This is a genomic window from Streptomyces sp. NPDC032822, assembly GCF_055578825.1.
Window position 1 is genome coordinate 1 of record NZ_JBVIOL010000039.1, and the last position, 22,881, is coordinate 22,881.

The following is a 22,881-nucleotide window of genomic DNA, read 5'->3' on the forward strand; positions in this document are numbered from 1 at the left end:
AGGTGGTGGCCGCCGACGTGGAGGTCGCCGGCGTCGGCGGTGATGAGGGTGGAGAGGATCTTCACGGCGGTGGTCTTGCCGGCACCGTTCGGACCGAGCAGAGAGAAGATCGTTCCTTCGGGGACGGCCAGGTCGATGCCGTCGAGCACGACCTTGTCGCCGTAGGACTTGCGCAGCCCGTTCGCCGCGATGGCCGGGTCGGTCATGAGGGGTGGCTCCTTCAGAGGCAGTCGGCAGTGGCTGTAGGTGGTGGCTGTAGGCAATGGCTGTACGTGGTGGCTGTCGGCGGAGGCCGGTGGTGGTGATGTCGGCTAGAGGCTGCGGGCGGTGATGTCGCCGTGGGCGGTGGTCGCGTGGATGCTCAGGTCGGCGTCGGCGCCGTCGGTGTTCCTGAGCGCGTTGTGGATCCGGCCGTAGGTGGTGCCGGCGTCCAGGGAGGCGGAGACTCCGCGGGCGGCGCCGACCGACACCTCGCCGGACTCGGTGCGCAGGACGACCGTGCCGCGCACGGCCTCGGCGATGCGGAGGTCGCCCTTCTGGGTGCTGATCTCCGCGGGGCCGCCCAGGCGGCCGACCGAGATGTCGCCGGCGAGGAGGGTGAGGCGGGCGCTCGCGGTCTCGTCGAGCTTCACCGAGCCCTGCGCGCCCTCGAAGACGACGTCACCGAGCCGTCCGACGCCCCGGAACTCGGCGCTGGCCGCCTTCGCCTCGATGCGGGAGCCGGCGGGCAGTTGGACGGTCACCTCGATGGATCCGGAGTTGCCGAGGAGCCGGTTCTTCGCCGGTGCGGTCACGATCCGCAGGACGCCGTCGCCGTACGCGACCGTGATCTGCTCCGCCGCCTTCACGTCGCGGCCCTTCGAGACGTCCGCGGGCAGTACCTCGACCGTGGTGTCGGCCCGGTCGGCGGCGATGAAGCGGACACGTCCGGCGGGGATGTCGAGGACGGCGGAGATCGGGGCGGTGGTGTCGAACTTCTGCATCGTGCTCTCCTCGACTCGTTGTTTCTGACATTGGAAAAGCTACGTTGCGTTCATGGATCTGGCAACGTGTTCGTTGCGCATGACTGCAGTAATCGCAGGTGAAAGCCGAGTAATCGTTGCAATGGATCTGGTTCTAATGCAACGCCAGTCGCCTGTGCGTTGCAATGGATTGAAAGTGAACGCTATGGTGGGGGCGTCAGGGAAGTGCACGAAGGGAGATCGCGATGCCGGGAGGCAGGCTCACCCAGCAGGAACGCCAGCAGATCGCGCTGGGGCTGGCCGACGGGCTCGCCTACGCGGAGATCGCCAGACGTCTCGACCGCCCCACCTCGACGATCACGCGCGAGGTGATGCGCAACGGCGGCCCGGCCGTCTACCGCGCCGAGCCGGCCCACCGGGCCACCGAACGCCGCACCCACCGGCGCAGACAGGCCGCGCCCCGGGGGGCGGAGGTGCCCCCGCAGGCTCACGGGCGCGACGTCGAGGCCGTCCGGGAGTACGAGGAGACGTTCGCCGCCGTCTTCGTGCAGCAGGGCCTGCCCAAGATGACGTCCCGGGTGCTGGCGTCCCTCTACACCACCGACGCGGGCAGCCTCACCGCGTCCGAACTCGTCCAGCGCCTCCAGGTCAGTCCGGCGTCCGTCTCCAAGGCGATCACCCTCCTCGAAAACCAAGGACTCATCCGCCGGGAACGCGACGAACGCCGCCGCGAGCGCTACCTCGTCGACAACGACGTCTGGTACGAGGGGATGATCGCCGCCGCCCGGGCCCACACCCAGATCGCCGAGACCGCACGCAAGGGCGTCGGCATCCTCGGCCCCGACACCCCGGCCGCCGCCCGCCTCGAAGGCATCGCCCGCTTCGTCGACTTCGTCGGCGAGGGCATGACCCGCGCCGCGGAACAGGCCCGCGAAGTCCTCTACGCGAAAGCCGAAACGGCCCCGACCGACACCGTCGAGCCGAGTCCGGATCGCGGGTAGTGGAAAGAGGGGCGGCGGCCGGCGGTCACGGGCGCTGGGAGGTTGGCAGTGGGCGGCGGATCGCGGGTGGCGGGTAGGCGGTTGCGGGTAGGCGGTTGATCGGTGCGGCGCGTGTCATGTGCGGGCGCCCCGGGCCCTCATCGTGGCGTAGCGCACTTTTGCAAGCGTGTGCTTGCAATAGTTAGCGGGGGTGGGGCAAGGTGGGGGCATGGCAACACTCAACGTCGGCAATCTCGGTGAGTACATGCGCGAGCAGCGGCGCAACGCGCAGCTGTCGCTCAGGCAGCTCGCCGACGCCGCCGGGGTGTCCAATCCGTATCTGAGCCAGATCGAGCGCGGACTGCGCAAGCCGAGCGCGGAGGTGTTGCAGCAGGTCGCCAAGGCCCTGCGGATCTCCGCCGAGACGCTGTACGTGCGGGCCGGGATCCTCGACGCCGAGCGGGACCGGGACGAGGTGGAGACGCGTGCCGTCATCCTCGCCGATCCCACGCTGAACGAGCGGCAGAAGCAGGTGTTGCTCCAGATCTACGAGTCCTTCCGCAAGGAGAACGGATTCGAGATCGCCGCGGCGGGCGAGAAGGAGCGGACGGGCGAGGTGGCGGACGCCGCCGACGACGCCGGGGCTCGGAGCGAGAGCGCTCGGAGCGACGGTGCCGACAACGCCCAGGACGCCGAGAGTGCCGTACGAGAGACCCGCACGGCGGGCGGGCGCAAGAAGCCCGCCGCACGCCGTACCCGCACCACCCGCACGACCGGCGGCAATGACGCCGACCCGCAGCAGACGGCCAGTTGAGCCGGACCAGGGCACCGGCCGACTGACTGCGGACCACCAAAACCCTCAGCCGAAAGCGATTCCGGGAGGACCATCACCATGGCCATCACCGACGACCTGCGCAAGACCTTCAGCGACCCGACTCCGCTCTACTTCGCCGCCGGCACCGCCGACCTCGCGCTTCAGCAGGCCAAGAAGGTGCCCGGTCTGGTGGAGCAGCTGCGCGCCGAGGCGCCGGCGCGGATCGACGCCGTGCGCAACACCGACCCCAAGGCCGTGCAGGAGAAGGCCCAGGCGCGCGCCAAGGAGGCGAGCGTCAAGGCCAAGGAGGCCCAGGAGGGCCTTCAGACCAAGGTCGGCGAGTTCATCAGCACCCTCGACGGTGACCTGAAGAAGCTCGGCACCACCATCGACGCGGACCTCAAGAAGCTCGGCGAGAACGCCCAGGACTTCGCGCTCCGCAGTGTCGGTGTCGCCGCCGAGTACGCCGTCAAGGCCCGCGAGACCTACGAGAAGGTCGCCGAGCGCGGCGAGCAGACCGTGAAGACCTGGCGTGGCGAGGCCGCCGAGGAGATCGAGGAGCTGGCGATCGCCGTCGAGCCGACGGCCGAGCCGGTCGCCGAGCCCGTCGTGGTCAAGGCCGAGCCGAAGCCGGCCGCGGCCACCGCCGAGGCCGCCCCGGCGAAGAAGCCCGCGGCCAAGAAGGCCCCGGCCGCCCGCAAGACCACCGCGAAGAAGACCACGCCGCCCGCCAAGTGAGCGGACCAGCGGAACACGGGCCGGGCACTCCAGGAGTGCCCGGCCCGTTCTTCGGGTAGCGGATGAGCGGTTGCGGGTACGGTGACCGCGTAAGGACAAGCCGAGTCTGGTGGTGGACGTAGTGCTGATGCAGGGGTTCACGGGCTTCATGTGGCTGCTGAGCATGGCCTTGATCGTGTTCAGCGGCTTCGCGCTGCTCGACGCGGCCACGCGCCGTGAGGACGGCTACCGGGCGGCCGACAAGAAGACCAAGCCGTTCTGGCTGATCGTCCTGGGCATCGCCTTCGTGGTGAACCTGCTCTTCCCGATCCTGTCGTTCCTGCCGATCATCGGCCTCGTCGCGACCATCGTGTACATGGTCGACGTCCGGCCGGCTCTGCGCAGCCTCCCCGGCGGCGGACGCAGCCGACGCGGCGGCTCCAGCAGCGACGGTCCGTACGGGCCGTACAACGGCGGGCGCTGACCCACCGATCGGGGTCGGCCGGCCTCGTACGGCTCAGCCGTACGACGTCAGCCCACCCGGTCCAGCAGGACGACCGCCACGTCGTCCGTCAGCTCGCCCCCGTTGAGGTCGCGGACCTCGTTGACCGCCGCCCGCAGCAGCCGCTCGCCGCGCAGCCCCTCGGAGAGCTGGCGGCGGACCATCCGCACCATGCCGTCCTGGCCGAGCCGCTCACCGCTCTCGCCGACCCGGCCCTCGATCAGGCCGTCCGTGTAGAGCATCAGGCTCCACTCCGCTCCCAGCTCCACCTGCGTGCGCGGCCAGCGCGCCCCCGGCAGCAGCCCGAGGGCGGGGCCGTTGTTGTCGTACGGCAGCAGCTGCGCGGGCCGGCCCGGGCGGGCGATCAACGGGGCCGGGTGACCGGCCAGGCAGAGACCCGCGCGGCGGCCGTCCGGCGCGATGTCGACCGTGCACAGGGTCGCGAAGATCTCGTCGTCGGAGCGCTCGTGCTCCAGGACCTGCTGGAGCGTCCCGAGCAGCTGGTCGCCGCACAGGCCCGCCAGCGTCAGCGCACGCCAGGCGATGCGCAGCTCCACGCCGAGCGCCGCCTCGTCCGGGCCGTGGCCGCAGACATCGCCGATCATCGCGTGGACCGTGCCGTCCGGGGTGCGGACGGTGTCGTAGAAGTCGCCGCCGAGCAGCGCGCGCGAGCGGCCGGGGCGGTAGCGGGCGGCGAAGCGGAGCGAGGAGCCCTGCAGGAGAGGCGTGGGCAGCAGGCCGCGCTCCAGACGGCGGTTCTCCTGGGCGCGCATCCGGCCCTCGGCGAGCCGTCGCTCGGCCGTGTCGGAACGCTTCCGCTCCACCGCGTACCGGATCGCCCGGCTCAGCAGCCGGCCGTCCAGCTCGTCCCGGTACAGATAGTCCTGGGCGCCCACGCGCACCGCCTCGGTGCCGCGCTCGGCGTCGCCGGACGCGGTGAGCGCGAGCACGGCGTGCCGGGGGGCGAGCTCCAGCACGTGCTTGAGCACGGCGAGCTCGTCGTCGTCACCGGGGCGGGCGGGGGCGGGCAGCGCGAGGTCGAGCAGGATGCAGTGGACGTCGTCGGTCAGCAGCCGCGCGGCCTCGGTGAGGTTGCGGGCCGTGCGGACGCGGATGGGCCGGCCGGCGGCGTCCAGCAGTTCGGGCACGACGGTGGAACCGCCCGGGTCGTCCTCGATCACCAGGAGGGTGAGGGCGGCGCCGGCGGCCGTGGAGGTGGAGCCGGGTGCGCCGGGCGGGCAGGGAGTGCTGGGCAGGCCGGAGGCGCCGGACACGGCGTCGGCCGTGGCCGGGGTGTTCGGCCGGGTGGCGCCGGTGCGGCCGGTGTCCCCGGCCGTGGGGTTCCCGGCCATCGGGTTCCCGGTCGGGTGCGCCTCGCGCTGGGCCTCTTCCTCGGAGGGGCCTGCGCCGGTGGACGCGGGCTGCGCCTGACCACTTTCCACGGCCGGGATCGCTCTCTGCCGCGGTACGGGTACGGGCATCGTCTTGGGTTCCTTCCCTCCCCCCGAGGGCACGGCAGGGCGAGGGGCCTCGACCTACCGACGGGGACCATAGCGGTAGTGGGCACCGCAACGGAATGGTGTGCACCACGCCGTCCGGACGCGCGCCGCTGTCATATGCCCTGATCCGCAACGCAGTTGGACAGGGCGGGGGTGGACCGGGGATGACGAACGTCACGTCCGCGCGGTGTTTGGCGGGCGGTTGGCCGTGGGCCAGGTCACGTGGTGTGCGTCACCGCCGTGACCGGCCGGGTGCCGACCCGCCTCCCGCATCTCTTGAGTGGGGGCGCCGATCTGTTCCCGGTGGTCGGGGCACTGACCTGCCCCGTCGTGCCGGGGTGCTGACCTGCGCCTCCGGCGGGCGGGGTGCCGACCTGCCGCCCGTGCCGGGTGCCGACCTGCTCACGCGTCCGGCCGCACCGCCCCGAGTATCGGCATCGACCCGGCCCCCGCGATCGTCACCGTCCGCCCCGGTCGCGGGGCGTGGATGATCGCGCCGTCGCCCACGTACAGGGCGACATGGCTGGCGTCGTCGAAGTAGATGATCAGGTCTCCGGGGCGCATGTTCTCGACGGCGACCCGGGTGAGCTGCTGCCACTGCTGCTGCGAGGTGCGGGGGATGGCGCTGCCGGCGCTCGCCCAGGCCTGTGAGGTCAGGCCGGAGCAGTCGTACGTCCCAGGGCCCTCGGCGCCCCATTCGTACGGTTTGCCGATCTGGGCGGTCGCGTACTCCACGGCCTTCTTGCCCTGCGCGGTCGCCTTGGTGCTGATCTCGTCGAGGACGCCGGAGTCGAGCCAGGCCGTCTGCGCCTTGAGCGCGGCCTGCTTCTCCAGCTCGGCGAGGCGCTCCTTCTCGTCCGCCTCCAGCTGGGATTCCAGTTCCTCGGCCGCCGCGATCCGCTTCTCGATCTTCTTCTTGGCCGCCGCCTTGGTCTTGCGGCCCGACTCCAGCTTCTCCCACTGGGCGGAGGCGTCCTTGGCGTACTGCTCCAGGTCCTGCTGGGTCTGGGACATTTCCGCGATCAGGCCCTTGGTGGCGCGCTGGCCCTGGAGGACCCGGCCGGTGCCGTCGAGGAACTCCTGCGGGTCGTCGCTGAGGAGGAGGTGGGCCTCGTCCGGCAGTCCGCCGTTGCGGTACTGGGACCGGGCGGCGGCGCCGGCGCGCTCCTTCAGCTCGGCGAGTTTCTCCTTGCCCTCGACGATCTTCTTGGCCAGCTCGACGAGATCCGCGGACTGCTTCTCGGCCTTCTCCTCGGCCGCGTTGTACGCGTCCGTGGCGGAGGCCGCCTCGCGGTAGAGCTTGTCGAGCTTCTCGCGCACGGCCTCAAGGTCCGTGGTGGCCAAGGGGGTCGAGGACACGTTCGGTGTCGAGGTCGCCGATGGTGTGGGGGTGGGGCTCGCGAACGCGGTGCCCGGTGCCGCCAGTGCGGTGACCGCGCAGACCACGATCACGGTCGCCGAGATCAGGCGATGCTTCCCCGTCCCCGTCCCCATACCCTTGTCCCCCAAAAGCTGATTTACCGTCAGTAACTTACGGACGTCTGGGGGATCGTGCCACGTCGTGACGTGAAACGACAGAGGCAGTGACTTCCTCCCCCATTCCGGCCGTCGGTACGACGATCCCCCGCCTTTGTGACGAACGACTCACGGAGATCGTTCCTCAGATCCGGGGTGCCAACGCCGCCCAGCGGACGGTCACTTCCCCCTGCCGCCACCGCACCGGCCCGTCCGTCACCGGCCAGTCGGCGGTGAGATCCCGTACGGCCCGGATCCAGCGCTGCCGGGCGCCGTACGACGCGTAGGGCGAGGCCGCCGCCCAGGCGCGGTCGAAGTCGCGCAGGAAGGCATGCACCGGCTCGCCCGGCACATTGCGGTGGATGAGCGCCTTCGGCAGCCGTTCGGCGAGGTCCGAGGGGCGTTCCAGGGAGCCCAGCCGGGTCGCGAAGGTGACCGTGCGCGGTCCCTCCGGTCCGAGCGCGACCCACACGTGCCGGCGTCCGATCTCGTCGCAGGTCCCCTCGACGAGCAGTCCGCCACGGGAGTCCGCGGTGACGGGGGCGAGCCGGGTGCGGAGCCGCTCCCACACGGCGGCCACCTCGGTCTCGTCGTACTGCCGCAGGACGTTGGCGGCACGGACCAGGTGGAGCCGTCCGGGGACCGGGATCTCGAAGCCGCCGTGCCGGAAGAACAGCCCGTCGCGCTCGTACGGTTTCGCCGCCGCGACCCGTGCCGGTTCGATCTCGACGCCCACCACGCGCGCGCGTGGCGCCACCGTACGGAGGCGGTGCAGCAGTTCCACGGCCGTCCAGGGCGCGGCCCCGTAGCCGAGGTCGACGGCGACGGGGTCCTCCGCCCGGCGCAGTTCGGCGCCGTGGGTCGCCGCGATCCAGCGGTCCATGCGCCGCAGCCGGTTGGGGTTGGTCGTGCCGCGCGTCACCGTGCCCACGGGACGGGTGGCGGCACGGGAGGTCATGCCTACGAGGGTATGCGGGCGGCCAGTGCGGGAGTCGTCCACGGGGGCCGGCGGGGCGGGAGTCGTCACGCGGGCACCCGGGGTCGGAGTCGTCACACGGACACCCGCGGCGGGAGTCGCCACGCGGACACCCGGGGTCGAAGTAGCCGTGCAGGAGCCGGGGGGCCGCAGTGGCGATGCAGGCACCCGGGACCGGAGTAGTCATGCAGGCATCCGGGACCGGAGTAGCGGTGCAGGCATCCGGGGTCGTAGGAGCGGTGCAGGTGCCCGGGGCCGTAGCCGCCACGCGGGTCATCGCGAAGCACTCGCTGTGCCTGCCGCGCCCTGCCACGCATTCCGCCCTCGAACGGTTGAGCGATCTCCGGTAATGATTCGGCAAATCCCGTGCGGAAGGAACCCCGAAGGAAATGGAGCAGCGTCCTCCGGCGTTGCACCACCTTGGAGGGCGCCCCACACCCTCCTTCAGGCATGCCCGCAGCGAGGAGGAACGCCACGTGAGCCAGTACGTCAGCAGGCTCGGGCGGCGCTCGTCGGCCGCGCCCCACCGGCTCCGGCTGTATCGCAAGCCTCGCCGGGTGGCCATGCTCTCCGTGCACACCTCACCGCTGCACCAGCCGGGCACCGGCGACGCGGGCGGCATGAACGTGTACATCGTGGAACTCGCGCAGCGCCTCGCCGCGATCAACATCGAGGTCGAGATCTTCACGCGGGCCACGACGGCCGCCCTGGCGCCGACCGTCGAGCTGGCGCCGGGCGTCCTCGTCCGGCACGTGGACGCCGGTCCCTACGAGGGCCTCGCCAAGGAGGAGCTGCCCGCCCAGTTGTGCGCCTTCACGCACGGCGTGATGCAGGCCTGGGCCGGTCACCGCCCCGGCTACTACGACCTGGTCCACTCGCACTACTGGCTCTCCGGCCATGTCGGCTGGCTCGCCGCCCAGCGCTGGGGCGCCCCCCTGGTGCACGCCATGCACACCATGGCCAAGGTCAAGAACGCCAACCTGGCCGACGGCGACACCCCCGAACCCGCCGCCCGCGTCATCGGCGAGACCCAGATCGTCGCCGCCGCCGACCGTCTCATCGCGAACACCACCGAGGAGCGCGAGGAACTCGTACGGCACTACGCCGCCGATCCCGCCAAGGTCGCCGTGGTCCACCCGGGCGTGAACCTCGACCGTTTCCGCCCCGCCGACGGCCGCGCCGCCGCCCGCGCCCGCCTCGGCCTCCCGCAGGACGCCCTGATCCCCCTCTTCGCGGGCCGCATCCAGCCCCTGAAGGCCCCCGACGTGCTGCTGCGCGCGGTCGCCGTCCTCCTCGACGAGCGTCCCGAGCTGCGCTCCCGCCTCCTGGTGCCCGTCGTCGGCGGCCTCAGCGGCAGCGGCCTCGCCAAGCCGGAGGGCCTGCAGAAGCTGGCCGCGCGCCTGGGCATCGCCGACGTCGTACGGTTCCACCCGCCCGTCGGCCAGGAGCAGCTCGCCGACTGGTTCCGGGCTGCCTCACTGCTCGTCATGCCGTCCTACAGCGAGTCCTTCGGCCTGGTCGCCATAGAGGCCCAGGCGGCCGGCACGCCGGTCCTCGCCGCCGCGGTCGGCGGGCTGCCGGTGGCCGTGAACGACGGACGGACGGGGGTCCTCGTACGGGGGCACAATCCCGCCGACTACGCGCGCGTGCTCGGCGAGTTCGCCGACGACCCGCACCTGTCCGCCAAGATGGGCGACGCCGCCGCCCGGCACGCCCAGTCCTTCGGCTGGGACACCTCGGCAGCCGCGACGGCGGACGTCTACACGGCCGCGACCCAGTCGTACCGGCGTCGCGTACGCTCCCTCCATGGCTGAGGCACAGAAGGCGGCGCAGGTCATCGAGGGTGTGCTGAAGGACGCCGAGCTCGAATGGGAGAGCCCGGCCCCCGGCAACTACGTCGTGAAGCTCCCCGGCACCCGCAAACTGTCGACGACGGTGTCCCTGCTGGTCGGCCGCCACTCCCTCTCGCTGAACGCCTTCGTCATCCGCCACCCCGACGAGAACGAGCCCGCCGTCCACCGCTGGCTCCTGGAACGCAACCTCAAGCTGTACGGCGTGAGTTACGCCGTCGACTCCCTCGGCGACGTCTATGTCACCGGCAGACTGCCGCTGCCCGTGGTCACCGCCGACGAGATCGACCGCATCCTCGGCCAGGTCCTGGAGGCGGCCGACGGCGCCTTCAACACCCTCCTGGAACTGGGCTTCGCCTCCGCCATCCGCAAGGAGTACGAGTGGCGGGTCTCCCGGGGCGAGCCGACCCGCAACCTCGACGCGTTCGCGCATCTGATGCGACGGTCGGACGCGGGCCAGCGGTCGACCGACTGACCGAACTGACCGACTGGCCTGCTGATCCACTGACCGGCTGACTCACTTACCGGCCGGCTTGCTGACCGGCTGACCGGCTGGCCCCGGTCCCGTGCGGGGTGCCGTCCTGGCCGTCCCGGGCCGGCCAGGACGGCCCGCCCCCGACGCGGACGCCGACTTCCTCCTCGTACCGGCCCATCCGCAGACGGGGGAGACCTGGACCCCGCCCGGCCCGCCGACCTCGGCATATCCGGTGCCGCTGCCGTTCGGGGTGTGGCTGTGACCGGTGTTTCCCGAGCCGTACCTGTCCGTCCCCGCGTCGGGCGGCCTGCCCGACGGCGTCCTCCGTGACGACCCGCCCGCGCCGCGCTCCCGCTACCTGTTCCGGGCCGACCCGGAGGTGTTCCGACACACCCCGGTCCGGCTGCCGGCCGTCCGCAGCCCGTGGCTGCGCGAGATCCTGGAGAACCTCACGCAGCCACAGCCGAAGCACCTACGTGCCGACCTCATCTGGCCGTCCGACTTGGGCACGTCGAGTCAGGACCAGGACCAGGGCCAGGGCTTAGGGCAAGGCCCAAGACCAGGGCTAGGACTCGGGCTTGTCGAGCTCGTCGGCGAAGGCCCGCAAGGCGTCGGCCAGTTCCTTCTTGGTGGGCAACTGGTCCACCTTCCGGTCGAGTTCGGTGATCCGGCGGTTGAGTTCTTCGAGGTCCGCCGGCGGAACGGAGGGCTCGCCGCTCGGCTCGGCAGTGGGTTCGCCGGTGGGGATCGGCGGCTCGGTCGGCTGGGGCGGACTGGGGTGGGGCCCGTCCGGGTCGACGCCTCCGGTCGATCCGTCGCTGCTGCCCTCGTCGACGGGCGCGTCGGTCACCGGTTCGCTGTACGTCGCGCTCGGGGAGGGCGTGGCACCGTCGTCCGAGCTCGCCGCGAGGGCGGCGCCGACGCTGAGGGCGACGAGAGCCGCGGCTCCGGCGACGGCGGTCGAGACACGTCTGACGCGTAACGCCTGGACCTTCCGCGCCCCTTGAGAGTCTGTTCTGTCCTGAGGGCTGGTTATGCCCTTTGAATCTTGTGTGTCCTGTGTGTCCTGTGAATCCCGAGTGTTCTCCATGGGCGCGACGCTAACCGCCGGACACCGGAGGACGGACGCCTTCCGCCAATCTCTCGAACGAACGTCCGTAGGTCTCCTGCTCTAACCCTCAGTTCTCCTGCGCTGATCCTCGACCGGCGTACGCCCTTCCCGGCCCCCGCTGTCGCGATAGCGCCCCGGCGTCACGCCCACCAGCTTCTTGAAGTGCCGGGTGAGATGGGCCTGGTCGTGGAACCCGGTGACGACGGCGACGTCGGCCGCCCCGCTCCCCGCGAGCAGCAGCCGACGGGCCCGGTCGACGCGCCGGGCGTTCAGATACTGGTGCGGCGCGATGCCGTAGGCGGCACTGAACGCCCGTACCAGATGGGCGGGATGGGCCTGGAGAAGCCCCGCCGCCTCGGCCAGCGGAAGGCCCTGTGGGACCCGTGCGTCGAGCAGCTCGCGCAGCCGCCGGGCGAGGACGGGATCCCGGCGAGGCCCGCCCGGCCCGGTGGCGGCCGGACGCAGCCCGGCCCGCAGCCGCTCGCCCACGAGCGTCAGCCTGCTCTCCGCCTCCAGCTCGTCCCCCGGCCCGGCGAGCGCGGCGTGCAACTGCCCGACCCGCAGCCGCAGGAGCGGATCCCGCAGATCGGGCCCGTCGACGGCCGCACCGATGAGGTCCTCGGGGAGATGGGTCTCGTCCAGGTAGAGCACCCGCTTGCGGAAGCCCTCCGGGGTGGCGGGGGAGCCGTTGTGCGGCACGTGCGGCGGCAGCAGGGACACCGTGTCGTGCGGGGTGCCGTGCTCGTGCCGGTCGAGGTCGTACCGTACGGCCCCGTCGTCCACGATGAGCAGCGTCCACGCCTCATGGACGTGCATCGGATACGCGTACTCCGTGAAGTGCGCGTGGAACACCTCCACGACGCCCGGGACGGCCGGACGCCAGGCGGAGACCTCACGCCGAGCGGGCTGGGCCTGTTGAGCGGCCATGCAAAGAACGTACAAGACGGTGTCGTACGACGCTCGGCAGTCTCATCGCATGAGCACCGAACCCATCTCGTCCATCCGATTCGATACGAAGATCGCCGTCCTGCTGCGTGAGGACCTGGAGCCCTGGCAGCGACTGAACGTCACGTCGTTCCTGGTCAGCGGCCTGGGCTCGCAGATCCCCGAGGTGATCGGCGAGCCGTACGAGGACGCCGACGGGGTGTCCTACCTGCCGATGTTCCGCCAGCCTGTGATGGTCTTCGAGGCGTCGAAGGAGACGCTGACGGCCGCCCACGCGCGCGTGCTGTCCCGTGCGCTGCCACGGGCACTTTTCACGTCCGACCTCTTCGCCACGGGGAACGACCGGGACAACCGGGCCGCCGTGCGGGCAGTGCCGACGGGGGAGCTGGATGTGGTGGGGCTGGCTGTGTACGGGCCTCGGAACGCGGTGGACAAGGTGGTGAAGGGAGCGCGGATGCATCCTTGAGGTCAGCGTCTGCTCTTCTTCGGGGACTTCTTCTGCTTGAGGGAGGCGCGCAGCTTCTGGGCGTCGTGGGTTTTGCCCTGCGGGGCCAGGGCGTCGGCCAGGGTGCGGGTGACATCGGCGTACAGGTTGTGGTCGGTTCCGAGGGACTCCCGGACGCGAACTCGGGTGGGGCGCAGCAGCTTCTCCGCCTCGGCGTACTGGCCGGTGTCGATGAGTGTCGAGGCGAGGACGTCAGCGCTGCGGAGCGTGTCCGTGTGTCGGTCACCCAGCAACTGCCGGCGTAGTGCCAGGACCTCCCTCAGGAGGTGAAGAGCTTCGGGGTATCTGCCGAGCTGAGACAGGACGATGCCCATGAAGCTTGCGGCGACGAGAGCAGTCGGGTGGTCTTCGTTCAACGCCCGCCGGAACTGGGCCAAGACGCCCGTCAGCAGCTGGTGGGCTTCGTCGACACGGTCGAGGCCCAACAGGCTGACCGCGGTGATGGCAACGGAGCGAAGGGCATCGACGTCGTCTTCGCCGAGCGCCGACTGGCGGCGTGCCGCGACATTCTTGAGGATGGGGTATGCCTCGGCGTGCCTGCCCAGCGAGCCCAGAGCGACGCCCAGATCGTGGGTCGCGCTCAGCGTGTCGGGATGCTCTTCCCCGAGCACTCTGCGGCGTCTCTCCAAGAGTTCCTTGACGAGAGGCAGGGCCTTCTCGTACGCCTCCATTTCATTCAGGGCCACGGCCATCAGGTGCGCCGCGCTCAGTGTGTCGGGTGCCTCCTCGCCCAGAGAAGCCTTCCACTTCGCGTGCATGATCTCGGCAAGGCCGTGGGCCGCCTCGGGCTGGGAGTTGCGCACGAGGTATCTGGCGGCCTTAAGGTACGTCGGCCGCAGCTCGTCTCTGCCGATCATCGCGTCCAGCGCTGCCGTCAGATGCTGGGTGAGCGATGCCCACTCCGGCCAGGAACCGGGCAGTTCGGGATCACCGGGATCGACGGCGGCCAGCAACGCGGCCACGTCCTGCACCGCCCCCGTGGCCTGGTCCGCGGCGGCATGCCGCACCACCGCCTGCGTGAGCCGGTGCACCTGGAACGCGTCGGGCCCGACGATCGCCAGCCCGTACTGGGCGAGCGGTTGGAGCGCGTTGCGCGGCCAGCGGATGTCGTGCGGGTCCCCGGGGATGCTGGTGAGCGCCCCGCGCGCCTCGACGAGCCACGACGTCGGAATGGGCTCGGGCCCGAGGAACGCCGCGAGGCGCAGCAGGGCCGCCGCTTCAGGACGGCCCGCGTCCAGGCGTTCGGCGGCGATGGTGACGGTGGCGGCGACGGAGAGCGGATAGTCGTACACCTCACCGTCGTTGAGGAGTTCGGCGGTGTTGGTCCGCAGCAGTTGGAGGTAGTGGTCGGGCGGGGTCCCCTCGCTGAGCGCGCCCGCGGCGTGTGCCAGTGCGAGCGGCAGGTCGCCGAGAGCGTCGGCCAGGGCATCCGCCATCTCCTCGGTCAGCGTGGGCAGTTGACTGTTCAGGTAGGCCAGTGACTCGGTACGGCTGAACACGCCCAGGGAGAGCGCCGGCACGATCCTGTTCCAGGCCGGGTCGCGTGCCGTGATCAGGACATGGCCGGGGCCCTCCGGCAGCCAGGTGCGCAGCTGCCGAGGATCCTCGGCGTTGTCGAGGACGATGAGCCAACGGTCGTGGGTGCGCAGATACTCCAGCGCGTACCGGGCGTTGACCTCGGCACCGGCGTCCGGCTTGGCCACGTCGACCCGGGCCGCGAGCTCCGCGTACCGCGCCGGGACCTGCTCCACCTGCTCGGCGTCGACCCACCAGACCAGGTCGTACTGTCCGGCGAAGCGGTGCGCGTACTCCAGCGCCACCTGCGTCTTCCCGACGCCGCCCGGCCCGTGCAGCCCCCGTACGGCGGCCCGCCGCGCGCCGAGCAGACCGCCGCGCACCTCGTCGATGACCTCGCTGCGGCCGGTGAAGTGCGGGTTGCGCCGCTGGCGTACGTCCCACACGGCGGGATCGTTGGTGGCGGAGGGGAAGCGGGGCTGGAGGCCCTGCGGAGTGGATGAGCGGGTGTGCTTGGTGGTTCGCGATGTCCGGGACACCCCTGACGCCCCGGATGCCTTGCCGGGAAAGGTCGGCGAGGTGGTCGGGATCTCCCGTCCCCGCACCGCCTCGATCAGTGCCTGGCGAGCCGCGGCCTCGTCCAGGTCGTGCAGCGGCTGGCGGATGCGGGGCCGGAGGATCGCGGGCAACTGGCCCGGCTCCAGAGGCTCGATGACCAGCGGGACGAAACGGTCCCGGCCGGCCACGGCGGCGGTCCACTCCTCCTCGGTGTACCGGCCCGGGGCGAAGTACTGCGGGGAGAACAGGGCGACGACGGCGGACGCCCGCTCCAGCGCCCCGTTCATCTTCAGCACGAAGTCCTCGCCGGAACGCCAGTGCCAGAGGTCGAGTTCGACCTTGTACCCGCCGGCCTCCTGGAGGTGCCAGGCCACCCACTCCGCCCACTGGCCGTCATGCCCGGCATGACTGATGAAGATCAACTCGGATGTGTCGGTCACGCCTTGTCTCCCACCCCAGCGGCCCCAACGGGCCCCGTACCGCAGCTTCTTGTATACCGCGTGGGGTGGGCATTCAGCGGGGAGTCGGCGTCAGGCCGTGCGGAACGGAGCGGGGTCAGACCGTACGGACTTCGGGGTCCGTACCGGCGTCCGCACAGTCGGGGACGAAGCCGGCAACCACGGCACCCTCCTCCGCTCCCTCCTTTTCCGCCTCCTCCGGCAGTCGCCGCATCAGGACCCCGAACCCCACCGCGGCCACCGTCCCGACCATCGCGCACAGCCCCCACAGCCACTCCGCACCGAAGTGGTCGATGACGACGCCGGACATCAGCGGGGCGATCAGGGCGCCGAGGGCCCACGACAGGGTGTACATGCCCTGGTACCGCCCGCGGCCGTGGACCGGGGACAGTCGGACGACGAGCCCGGTCTGCGTCGGCGCGTTGATCATCTCGCCGAGGGTCCACACGCAGACCGTGAGGGCGAAGACGCCGAGCGACCCGGCGAAGGCGGTGAGGCCGAAGCCGTACCCGGCGAGGAGGGACGAGACGATCAACAGCCGCTTGGGGTCCCGGTGTTCGATGAAACGGGTGACGGGGATCTGCAGGACGACGATCAGTACGCCGTTGACGGCGATGGCCATGCCGTAGTCGGCGGGCGTGAACCCGGCCGTGCCCATGGCCACCGGGAGGCCGACCGCGCCCTGTTGGAAGATCAGCGCGACGAGGAAGGACAGTCCGACGACGCTCATGAAGCGCCGGTCGCGCAGAACGGTACGGAGCCCGACCTCGTCCGTGGCGTCCTTCCGCGTCGCGGACCGGTGAACGGTGACGGAGGGCCGGGACTCGGGGAGCTTCAGGAAGACCACGACCGCGCAGACGGCCGTCATGCCCGCTTCCAGGAGGAAACCGGCGCGGTAACTGACCTCCGCGATGAACCCGGCCGCCATGGAGGAGACGGCGAACCCGAGGTTGATGGCCCAGTAGTTGAGCGAGAAGGCACGCACCCGGTCCTCGGGCCGCACGATGTCCGCCATCATCGCCTGCACGGCCGGCCGCGAGGCGTTGGACGCCATCCCGACGAGGAAGGCGACGCCGGCGATGGCGAACGGATGGTGCACGAACCCGAGCAGCGCGACGGAGGCCGCGGTGGACGCCTGGGCGATCAGCAGGGTGGGCCGCCGCCCGAGCCGGTCCGCCATCACCCCGCCGCCCAGCGAGGAGATCACCCCGCCGAGCCCGTGCAGCGAGGCGACGAGACCGGCGTACGAGGCGGAGTAGCCGCGGTCGATGGTGAGGTACAGCGCCATGAAGGTGGCGACGAAGGCGCCCAGCCGGTTGACCAGTGTGCTGGTCCACAGCCACCAGAACTCGCGGGGGAGTCCGGAGACGGTCTCGCGGGTGGCACGTCTCAGGGCGGCGACGGACATGACGGATCCCCCACGGATGTAAGCGGCTCAGGCGGTATGCGTAACTTACGAGGGCCGGGTCGGAGGGGGCCACCCAATTAACAGATCCCGTCAACCGTCACTCAGCCGTCACCCAACCGTCGGTCGACTGTCCGCTTGTCGGGCGGGCGCGCAACGGATCAAAGCCTTGGATTACGCTCATACGCATGGCCGACGCACCGTACAAGCTGATCCTCCTCCGCCACGGCGAGAGCGAATGGAACGCGAAGAACCTGTTCACCGGCTGGGTGGACGTCAACCTGACGGAGAAGGGCGAGAAGGAGGCAGTCCGCGGCGGTGAGCTGCTGAAGGACGCCGGCCTGCTCCCCGACGTGCTGCACACCTCGCTCCAGAAGCGCGCCATCCGCACCGCCCAGCTCTCCCTGGAGTCCGCGGACCGCCACTGGATCCCGGTCCACCGCTCCTGGCGCCTGAACGAGCGCCACTACGGCGCCCTCCAGGGCAAGGACAAGGCCCAGACCCTCGCCGAGTTCGGCGAGGAGCAGTTCATGCTGTGGCGCCGCTCCTACGACACCCCGCCCCCGCCCCTTGAGGACGGCACGGAGTTCTCCCAGTCCGACGACCCGCGCTACGCGACGATCCCCCCGGAGCTCCGCCCCCGCACGGAGTGCCTCAAGGACGTCGTCGTCCGCATGCTCCCGTACTGGTACGACGGCATCGTCCCCGACCTCCTGGCCGGCCGCACGGTCCTCGTCGCCGCCCACGGCAACAGCCTCCGCGCCTTGGTCAAGCACCTCGACGGAGTCTCGGACGCCGACATCGCGGGCCTCAACATCCCGACCGGCATCCCCCTCGCCTACGAACTCGACGCCGACTTCAAGCCGCTGAACCCGGGCGGCACCTACCTCGACCCGGACGCGGCGAAGGCAGCGATCGAGGCGGTCAAGAACCAGGGCAAGAAGAAGTAACCCGATGCTATGAAGCCCCCCACCTGCGGTTTTTCTGCGGGTGGGGGGCCTTTCAGTGCTCTGGGGCCGTCTGTGGGCCGTCAGGTGCGTCGGCTCCAACGGCGGATGCGGATGTCGAGGACGATCAGCAGTGCCACGGGGGCGACGATCTCGGCGGGGGCGTCAGCCCAGAGGGCGAAAGCGCCGCCGGCCGTGCCGATGAGCGCGATCGGTAGATCGCGAGGGTGGATGTCGACGGTTACGCCGACGCGTGGGACCATGAAGCCCTCCAGCTGTGCTCGGTCACTTCGCAACGTGATTTCTGGGGTATGGCAACGGAGGCGAATGCCGCCCGTGCATGGGCGGCATTCGCATGCCGCTGAAACTTTCCCATAGTCATCACGCGCCAGACAAACGCGCAGCTAAAAGCCACTCTGTTCGTTTGCGTGGGCAGACTGTCCACGGTCGTGGACAGGCGGAGCGCTCCAACATTTCTTGGAGACTTTCAAGACTCTCCAATCTTTCCAGGAGTCGTCTCGTATCGCCCTGTGTCGCTCCATGGCGCTCCATGCTGGCCCGTGCCGCATCGTGTTGCCTGGTGCCGACCTGCGTCGCCCCGTGCCACCTTGCTCTCGGGACGTTGTTGTACCTCGCGCTAGCGAGAATCCCCTTACCTTGTAAGGTAAGGGGATTCAATACCTTGTGAAGCGGTCGTCGGATCTGGTCCGTTGCTTTGCTCAATCGGTTTGACCAAATCGACTTGGTGAACAAGGTTAAGTAAACCGGTTTGGTTCTACTGGTTTGAATCTTTGTTTGGAACCTGTACTTGGAACCTCGAAACGGAGCTCAGATGTGAGGATCCGAATCGGATGTCATTTGAACCGACCGTTGAAAGGTTAGGGATTCTGCGGTCTGAAGATCGCACTGACTGCCTTGCGTGTGCGCTCCTGGCTGGACGGCATGAGGTGGGCGTAGACGCGGAGCGTCAGGCCGGGATCGGAGTGGCCAAGGTATTCGGCGAGGGCCTTGATGTTCTCTCCGGCGTCCAGGAGCAACGATGCGTAGAAGTGACGGAGCGCGTGCATGCCGTTCTCGCGTGACTCGGCGTACGACTCGCCCGTCTTCCGCTTGGGGATCACACCGGCCGAAGCCAGCGCACGCTTCCACACCTCCTCGTTGAGGGACGTCCGCCAGACGTGACCGCCGCGCGGCCCGGTGAAGATCAGCCGCTTGGTCACCATAGGCCCGTCCGCTACTTTCCACGGCAAGGTGATGTCGACCGGCGGGAACCGCTTCATGTGGGCCCGCAGGGCATCAGCGACCGGCTCGGGAAGCGGCACGTCGCGGAGCTTGCCACCCTTGGGCGGGGCGAAGACGGCCTTGCTTCGGCTCAGTTTGAGTTGCTGGACCACATGCAACGTGTCCGACTCGAAGTCGATCGCGTCGACGGCCACGCCGAGGATCTCGCCCTGTCGCAACCCGCAGCCGCCACCCAGGTCGACCATGGCCCGGAACCGCTCGGGCATGCCGGCTTGGACGGCAAAGACCCGTTCCGGCGTCCAGGGGGCGATGCGCTTGTCATCCACGGTTGGCGGCCGGACGGAGCGAGCAGCGCACGGGTTCCGGGGGAGGTGCCCGTCGTCCACGGCCGCGCTCAGGGCAGCGCGAACGTTGGAGTAGATCGTCCGGGCGTACGAGCCACGGACGCCGTTCTCCTGAAGCTGCCTCACCCAGTCGCGAATGTGCGCAGGCTGGAAGGAGCCGAGAGGGCGCGACCCCAGGTACGGGAACGCGTGCAGCCGAAGCTGCGACTCCATCGACGCCTGTGTGTTCGGATCCGGCGCGTGAGTCGCCCACTTCTCCGCGTACTGTTGGAATGTGATCCGGGCCGCGCGTGGGTCGATGTACTGCCCGCGGGCCATGTCCGCCTCGGTCTGCGCCATCCACTGATCAGCGAGGCGCTTCTGCCGGTCGGGGAAGCTCTTGGACTTCTCCGTACCGTCCGGGCCGACATAGCGCGCGCGGTAGCGCATGCCCGAGCCGTAACGCTCGCTCTTCACCTTGCGGCTCTTGCCGTCTGCGCCAACCTCGGTCTTGTACCACCGGTCTTGGATGTGTCCGGCCATCAGGCAGCCGCCCCCGCACGCTGGGAGTCCACCCAGGCCCGGACGTCGGTCGGGTCGAAGCGCAGGTGCCGGCCGACGCGGAAGCCACGCGGGCCGGTGCGCTTGCGGCGCCACTGGTAGACCGTCTCGACGCTGGGCAGGTCGAACATCTCCACCAGGTCGTCAGGAGTCAGGTACCGCGAGGGCAGGGAGCGCGGTGTGGCGGCCGGTTCCGCGACGGCGAGGCGTCGGTTAGCCACGGGTGGGTTCTCCTTCGGTTCCGGGGGCGGGTTCGAGTGAGGCAGCAAGCCAGGCTTCGGCGTTGGAGAGGCCGGTTCCGGCGAAGACCCAGTGCGAGAGGACGAGGGTCGTGTCCGGGTCTGTCTCGGCGGTTGCTGCGGCTTGGGCGCGGCGCCATTCGGCGCGGGCGGTGCGGAGGGCGCCGAGGGTGGTGGAGTAGCGGCGGGACTTCGTGGAGAAGTGGCCGCGGAAGCCGAGCATGTGGGCCCAGGCGCGGAGGCGGAGGTGTTCGAGGTCCTTGCGGGCGCCGAGGGTCCAGGCCGTTCGGATCAGACGGCGGGCATGGTCGCTGATGTCGAGCTGGGCCAGTTCGGCGAGGAACTTCAGCGGTCGGTCGAGAGCTCCCGTGGCTGTCTCGGCGCCCTTGGTGGCGTATTTGGCGATGTAGGCGGCGACTGCCCGTTCGGTGAGTTCCTGGCCGCCGTCGAAGTCGGCGCTGCGGATGGTCCGTACGTCGAGCTGGCGGCCGAAGGTGAAGGCGTGCGGGCGTCCGTCGATGACTGGTCCATCCACGCGGACGTGGGCAGCGGCGGTGCGGATGGCGTCGGTGAGCAGTTCGGCCGTGGCCCAGGCGGGTGGCGGGGTGTCGCCGCCCTCGGGACCGTCGATGCGGATGACGGCGTGGAAGTGGACGGCGCCGCGCTTCTGGTACTCGGCGACCTTGGCGAAGGACACCCGGGCGTACTGGCGGAAGGCTCGCTGAGTGAGGCCGGCCCGCTTGGCCACCTCCCGGCGCAGGTAGGTCGTGAAGCGCCGCCAGAGCGGTCCGGCATGGGCGTTCCAGAGGACGGCAGCGTCGTAGTCGTAGGTGTTCGGGTCGAGCGGGGTGCCGAGTGCGTTGTCGTCCTGGTCGTGGCGGGTGCCGCAGCGGCAGCGGCGGACTGAACCGGCCGGGCCGGTGGGGCGGTTGTGGACCGGGCCGAAGCTGGGGGCGGTGAGGGTGGCGAAGACGCGGGGGTGGGCGGCGACGCGTTCCGGGGTGCCCTTGCCGCCGCGCAGGCCGGAGGTGATCAGGTGGAAGGTGTCGCGGCGGTAGACCTCGGAGCAGGCCGCGCAGCGGGTCGTACGGCGGTTGTTGCAGCGCACGAGGAGGTGGCCGGCGGGGAGGGTCGAGGAGTCGAGGCGGTGGAGGACGTTGCCTATCTCGCCAGTGCGGGTGTCGACGTCGTACTCGGTACGGTGGCCGTCGAGGCGGATGGGGTTGGTGCAGCCTCCGAGGCTGGAGAGCTGGCGGAGGATACTGGGCAGGGTGCCGTGTGAGGCGAGCTTGGCGAGTTCCGGGAGGGGGGCCGGGGTCGTGCGGGTGAGGATGGTTCTCTCCTTCTGACTGGCTCGGTCGGGAGTGACGGACTCCCGGGGCGGCGGATGCTTGGTCGTGTCGAGCCACCCCGGGGGCCGGGCGCCTTCAGCGCCGGTGGTAGTCGCGGAGCATGGAGCGCAGGACCACAGCAGCGACGGCTACGGAAATGGCCGTGACGGCGACGGCGGCCAGGAGCGCAGTCAGTACGACTCCGCCGACGATCACGGCCGCGACCGCGCCGGTACTGATGGAGACCTGCGGGAACGGCGTGCGCTGTGCCGGGGCCAGGTCGGCCGGAGCGTGGGTGTGCGTGGGCGGCGGGGTCGGGCTGTCGGGGTACTTGGGCAGGAACACGGCGGAGCTCTCCTTATCTACTCGTCTAGTTGTGTGAGCCGTTTATGACGTCCACACCGGAGCGCGTGCCGGACTCGATGGCCGGGGCCATGAAGGTGTGTGAGAGCCAGAAGCCGAAGAGGGCGACCAGGACGACGATCCAGGTACGGACGCCGAGGAACTTGACCGCTCCCCAAGCGAAGAAGCCGAGCACGAAGACGAGCGGCAGGCTGACGGTCACGGTGTCGAGGGTCCTTTCAGCGGACGGGGCAGCGGTGGGTACGGGCGGCGAGTTCGGCGGCGGCGCGGCTGTCGTAGTCGGCGGAGAAGCCGCAGCGCGGGGCCGTGCAGGCGGCGGTGTGCTTCTCCCGGCCGCGACCGTCGTAGGACGTGCCGACCTGGACGGGGCCGATGCGGGTGACAGAGCGGAAGCGGCGGTTGGCGGTCACGGGGGTCTCCTCTCAAAGGTGGGCGGCGATGGCATCGGCCATCGGTGCGGGGACGCCGAGCCGGGCGCGCAGGGTGGGGGTGTCGATGGGCATGCCGGTGCGGGTGTGGTGCTCGGCGGCGACCTTGCGGGCGTGCTCGACGAGGGCGGTCGGGACGGGCAGCGCGGAGGGGGCAGGGGCCGGGGTTACGTCCTGCTGAGCAAGAGGCTCGGGTGCGGGATCGTCGGTGTCCTCCTCCTGGCCCGCCGGTTGTTCCTCGGTGGACGTGGGTGCCGAGTGCGCCAGCAGCGTGCCGCCGAGGAAGGCGACCGCGGGCCAGCCCGCGACGAGGATGCGGAGCCAGGCCGGCACGGCGTTCAGGTCGAGGAGTCCGGCGGTGGCGACGTTCGCGCCGAGGGAGGCCGTGAGCGCGATGACGAACCAGCACCACCCGGCGGCTTTGGCGTCGCCGGTCCGGAGTCGGCGCCAGGCGGCGACGAGGAGCAGGTCGACGGAGATGGGATAGGCCCACGCTTTCCACCCGTCCTGCCCGGCCGCCGAGGCGATGTCGTGGAGGTGGGCGAAGGACAGGGCGGCGGCGATGACGGCTTGGACGAGCACCGCATCGATACGGGCCAGTTGGGCGCGCAAGCTGCGGCTCCTTCCGGATTCAGGCATGGGAGGAGTGGGGACGTGGCG

General features: G+C 70.4%; 25 protein-coding genes and 1 pseudogene. 9 read left to right on the top strand and 17 right to left on the bottom strand.

The window, feature by feature from the left end; translation table 11 throughout:
- On the bottom strand, window positions 1-206 hold a 206-nt coding region (locus ACZ5VD_RS43140; RefSeq protein ID WP_468685939.1), incomplete at its 3' end, for an ATP-binding cassette domain-containing protein.
- Between the two features lie 105 nt (window positions 207-311).
- Entirely contained in the window at window positions 312-983 is a 672-nt protein-coding gene (locus ACZ5VD_RS43145) for a DUF4097 family beta strand repeat-containing protein (protein ID WP_468553140.1), read from the bottom strand.
- A 224-nt stretch (window positions 984-1,207) separates the two neighbouring features.
- Between ACZ5VD_RS43145 and ACZ5VD_RS43150 the strand changes: the two genes are divergently transcribed.
- From ACZ5VD_RS43150 to ACZ5VD_RS43165, 4 genes are all read left to right on the top strand, one after another.
- The gene (locus ACZ5VD_RS43150) at window positions 1,208-1,963 is read left to right on the top strand and encodes a GbsR/MarR family transcriptional regulator (RefSeq protein ID WP_468553139.1); all 756 of its coding nucleotides are present in this window, start codon (window positions 1,208-1,210) and stop codon (window positions 1,961-1,963) included.
- A 208-nt stretch (window positions 1,964-2,171) separates the two neighbouring features.
- Complete coding sequence (locus tag ACZ5VD_RS43155; protein WP_468553138.1) at window positions 2,172-2,756, top strand: helix-turn-helix domain-containing protein; 585 nt, start codon at window positions 2,172-2,174, stop codon at window positions 2,754-2,756.
- Window positions 2,757-2,834: 78 nt separating this feature from the next.
- The gene (locus tag ACZ5VD_RS43160) at window positions 2,835-3,494 is read left to right on the top strand and encodes a hypothetical protein (RefSeq protein ID WP_468685940.1); all 660 of its coding nucleotides are present in this window, start codon (window positions 2,835-2,837) and stop codon (window positions 3,492-3,494) included.
- Between the two features lie 127 nt (window positions 3,495-3,621).
- Window positions 3,622-3,957, top strand: coding sequence for a DUF2516 family protein (locus ACZ5VD_RS43165; RefSeq protein WP_468553234.1), 336 nt, complete (start codon window positions 3,622-3,624; stop codon window positions 3,955-3,957).
- Between the two features lie 47 nt (window positions 3,958-4,004).
- Here ACZ5VD_RS43165 and ACZ5VD_RS43170 read toward each other — a convergent pair whose 3' ends face one another.
- The 3 genes from ACZ5VD_RS43170 to ACZ5VD_RS43180 form a co-directional block, all read right to left on the bottom strand.
- Window positions 4,005-5,456: a PP2C family protein-serine/threonine phosphatase gene (locus tag ACZ5VD_RS43170; protein ID WP_468685943.1), complete on the bottom strand. Its 1,452-nt coding sequence runs from the start codon at window positions 5,454-5,456 to the stop codon at window positions 4,005-4,007.
- A 420-nt stretch (window positions 5,457-5,876) separates the two neighbouring features.
- Complete coding sequence (locus ACZ5VD_RS43175) at window positions 5,877-6,968, bottom strand: C40 family peptidase (RefSeq protein ID WP_468685946.1); 1,092 nt, start codon at window positions 6,966-6,968, stop codon at window positions 5,877-5,879.
- Between the two features lie 166 nt (window positions 6,969-7,134).
- Window positions 7,135-7,947 carry a class I SAM-dependent methyltransferase gene (locus tag ACZ5VD_RS43180; protein WP_468685948.1) on the bottom strand — a complete coding sequence of 271 codons (813 nt, stop codon included), beginning with the start codon at window positions 7,945-7,947 and terminating at the stop codon, window positions 7,135-7,137.
- A gap of 494 nt (window positions 7,948-8,441) precedes the next feature.
- Here ACZ5VD_RS43180 and mshA point away from each other — a divergent pair, with 494 nt between their 5' ends.
- The 3 genes and pseudogenes from mshA to ACZ5VD_RS43195 form a co-directional block, all read left to right on the top strand.
- The gene (gene mshA, locus ACZ5VD_RS43185; RefSeq protein ID WP_468553133.1) at window positions 8,442-9,779 is read left to right on the top strand and encodes a D-inositol-3-phosphate glycosyltransferase; all 1,338 of its coding nucleotides are present in this window, start codon (window positions 8,442-8,444) and stop codon (window positions 9,777-9,779) included.
- A complete protein-coding gene (locus ACZ5VD_RS43190; RefSeq protein WP_468553132.1) occupies window positions 9,772-10,290 on the top strand; it encodes a type III secretion system chaperone family protein in 519 nt (172 codons plus the stop codon). The genes mshA and ACZ5VD_RS43190 overlap by 8 nt, the downstream gene beginning before the upstream one ends.
- A 73-nt stretch (window positions 10,291-10,363) precedes the next feature.
- A pseudogene (locus tag ACZ5VD_RS43195) lies at window positions 10,364-10,744 on the top strand (hypothetical protein); the annotation flags it as partial.
- Window positions 10,745-10,855: 111 nt separating this feature from the next.
- On the opposite strand, the gene ACZ5VD_RS43200 reads toward ACZ5VD_RS43195, so the two are convergent.
- A complete protein-coding gene (locus ACZ5VD_RS43200) occupies window positions 10,856-11,140 on the bottom strand; it encodes a hypothetical protein (protein WP_468685950.1) in 285 nt (94 codons plus the stop codon).
- 321 nt (window positions 11,141-11,461) lie between these two features.
- On the bottom strand, window positions 11,462-12,328 hold the full coding sequence (locus tag ACZ5VD_RS43205) for a helix-turn-helix transcriptional regulator (protein WP_468685953.1): 867 nt from the start codon (window positions 12,326-12,328) through the stop codon (window positions 11,462-11,464).
- Between the two features lie 49 nt (window positions 12,329-12,377).
- On the opposite strand from ACZ5VD_RS43205, the gene ACZ5VD_RS43210 reads away from it, so the two are divergent.
- Window positions 12,378-12,812 (top strand): DUF2000 family protein, encoded by a 435-nt coding sequence (locus ACZ5VD_RS43210; protein ID WP_468685955.1) that lies wholly within the window; start codon window positions 12,378-12,380, stop codon window positions 12,810-12,812.
- A 2-nt stretch (window positions 12,813-12,814) separates the two neighbouring features.
- On the opposite strand, the gene fxsT is transcribed toward ACZ5VD_RS43210, so the two are convergent.
- Both fxsT and ACZ5VD_RS43220 read right to left on the bottom strand, forming a co-directional pair.
- Complete coding sequence (gene fxsT / locus ACZ5VD_RS43215; protein WP_468685956.1) at window positions 12,815-15,364, bottom strand: FxSxx-COOH system tetratricopeptide repeat protein; 2,550 nt, start codon at window positions 15,362-15,364, stop codon at window positions 12,815-12,817.
- A 115-nt stretch (window positions 15,365-15,479) separates the two neighbouring features.
- Entirely contained in the window at window positions 15,480-16,790 is a 1,311-nt protein-coding gene (locus ACZ5VD_RS43220; RefSeq protein ID WP_468685957.1) for an MDR family MFS transporter, read from the bottom strand.
- Window positions 16,791-16,975: 185 nt separating this feature from the next.
- On the opposite strand from ACZ5VD_RS43220, the gene ACZ5VD_RS43225 reads away from it, so the two are divergent.
- Window positions 16,976-17,737 carry a phosphoglyceromutase gene (locus ACZ5VD_RS43225; RefSeq protein ID WP_468685959.1) on the top strand — a complete coding sequence of 254 codons (762 nt, stop codon included), beginning with the start codon at window positions 16,976-16,978 and terminating at the stop codon, window positions 17,735-17,737.
- 80 nt (window positions 17,738-17,817) lie between these two features.
- On the opposite strand, the gene ACZ5VD_RS43230 is transcribed toward ACZ5VD_RS43225, so the two are convergent.
- The 8 genes from ACZ5VD_RS43230 to ACZ5VD_RS43265 all read right to left on the bottom strand — a co-directional run bounded on the left by ACZ5VD_RS43230 (window position 17,818) and on the right by ACZ5VD_RS43265 (window position 22,833).
- Entirely contained in the window at window positions 17,818-17,997 is a 180-nt protein-coding gene (locus ACZ5VD_RS43230) for a hypothetical protein (protein ID WP_468685961.1), read from the bottom strand.
- Between the two features lie 615 nt (window positions 17,998-18,612).
- Window positions 18,613-19,842, bottom strand: a complete 1,230-nt coding sequence (locus ACZ5VD_RS43235; RefSeq protein ID WP_468685962.1) for a tyrosine-type recombinase/integrase — start codon at window positions 19,840-19,842, stop codon at window positions 18,613-18,615.
- The gene (locus ACZ5VD_RS43240) at window positions 19,842-20,081 is read right to left on the bottom strand and encodes a helix-turn-helix transcriptional regulator (RefSeq protein ID WP_468685964.1); all 240 of its coding nucleotides are present in this window, start codon (window positions 20,079-20,081) and stop codon (window positions 19,842-19,844) included. The genes ACZ5VD_RS43235 and ACZ5VD_RS43240 overlap by 1 nt, the downstream gene beginning before the upstream one ends.
- Window positions 20,074-21,369, bottom strand: a complete 1,296-nt coding sequence (locus ACZ5VD_RS43245) for a replication initiator (RefSeq protein WP_468685981.1) — start codon at window positions 21,367-21,369, stop codon at window positions 20,074-20,076. Before ACZ5VD_RS43245 ends, ACZ5VD_RS43240 begins: the two co-directional genes overlap by 8 nt.
- 157 nt (window positions 21,370-21,526) lie before the next feature.
- The gene (locus ACZ5VD_RS43250; protein WP_468685966.1) at window positions 21,527-21,775 is read right to left on the bottom strand and encodes a SpdD protein; all 249 of its coding nucleotides are present in this window, start codon (window positions 21,773-21,775) and stop codon (window positions 21,527-21,529) included.
- A 25-nt stretch (window positions 21,776-21,800) separates the two neighbouring features.
- Window positions 21,801-21,995, bottom strand: a complete 195-nt coding sequence (locus ACZ5VD_RS43255) for a hypothetical protein (protein ID WP_468685967.1) — start codon at window positions 21,993-21,995, stop codon at window positions 21,801-21,803.
- 16 nt (window positions 21,996-22,011) lie between these two features.
- Window positions 22,012-22,203 carry a mobile element transfer protein gene (locus tag ACZ5VD_RS43260; RefSeq protein WP_030673588.1) on the bottom strand — a complete coding sequence of 64 codons (192 nt, stop codon included), beginning with the start codon at window positions 22,201-22,203 and terminating at the stop codon, window positions 22,012-22,014.
- Window positions 22,204-22,215: 12 nt separating this feature from the next.
- Window positions 22,216-22,833: a DUF2637 domain-containing protein gene (locus ACZ5VD_RS43265; RefSeq protein WP_468685968.1), complete on the bottom strand. Its 618-nt coding sequence runs from the start codon at window positions 22,831-22,833 to the stop codon at window positions 22,216-22,218.
- Window positions 22,834-22,881: the final 48 nt, after the last annotated feature.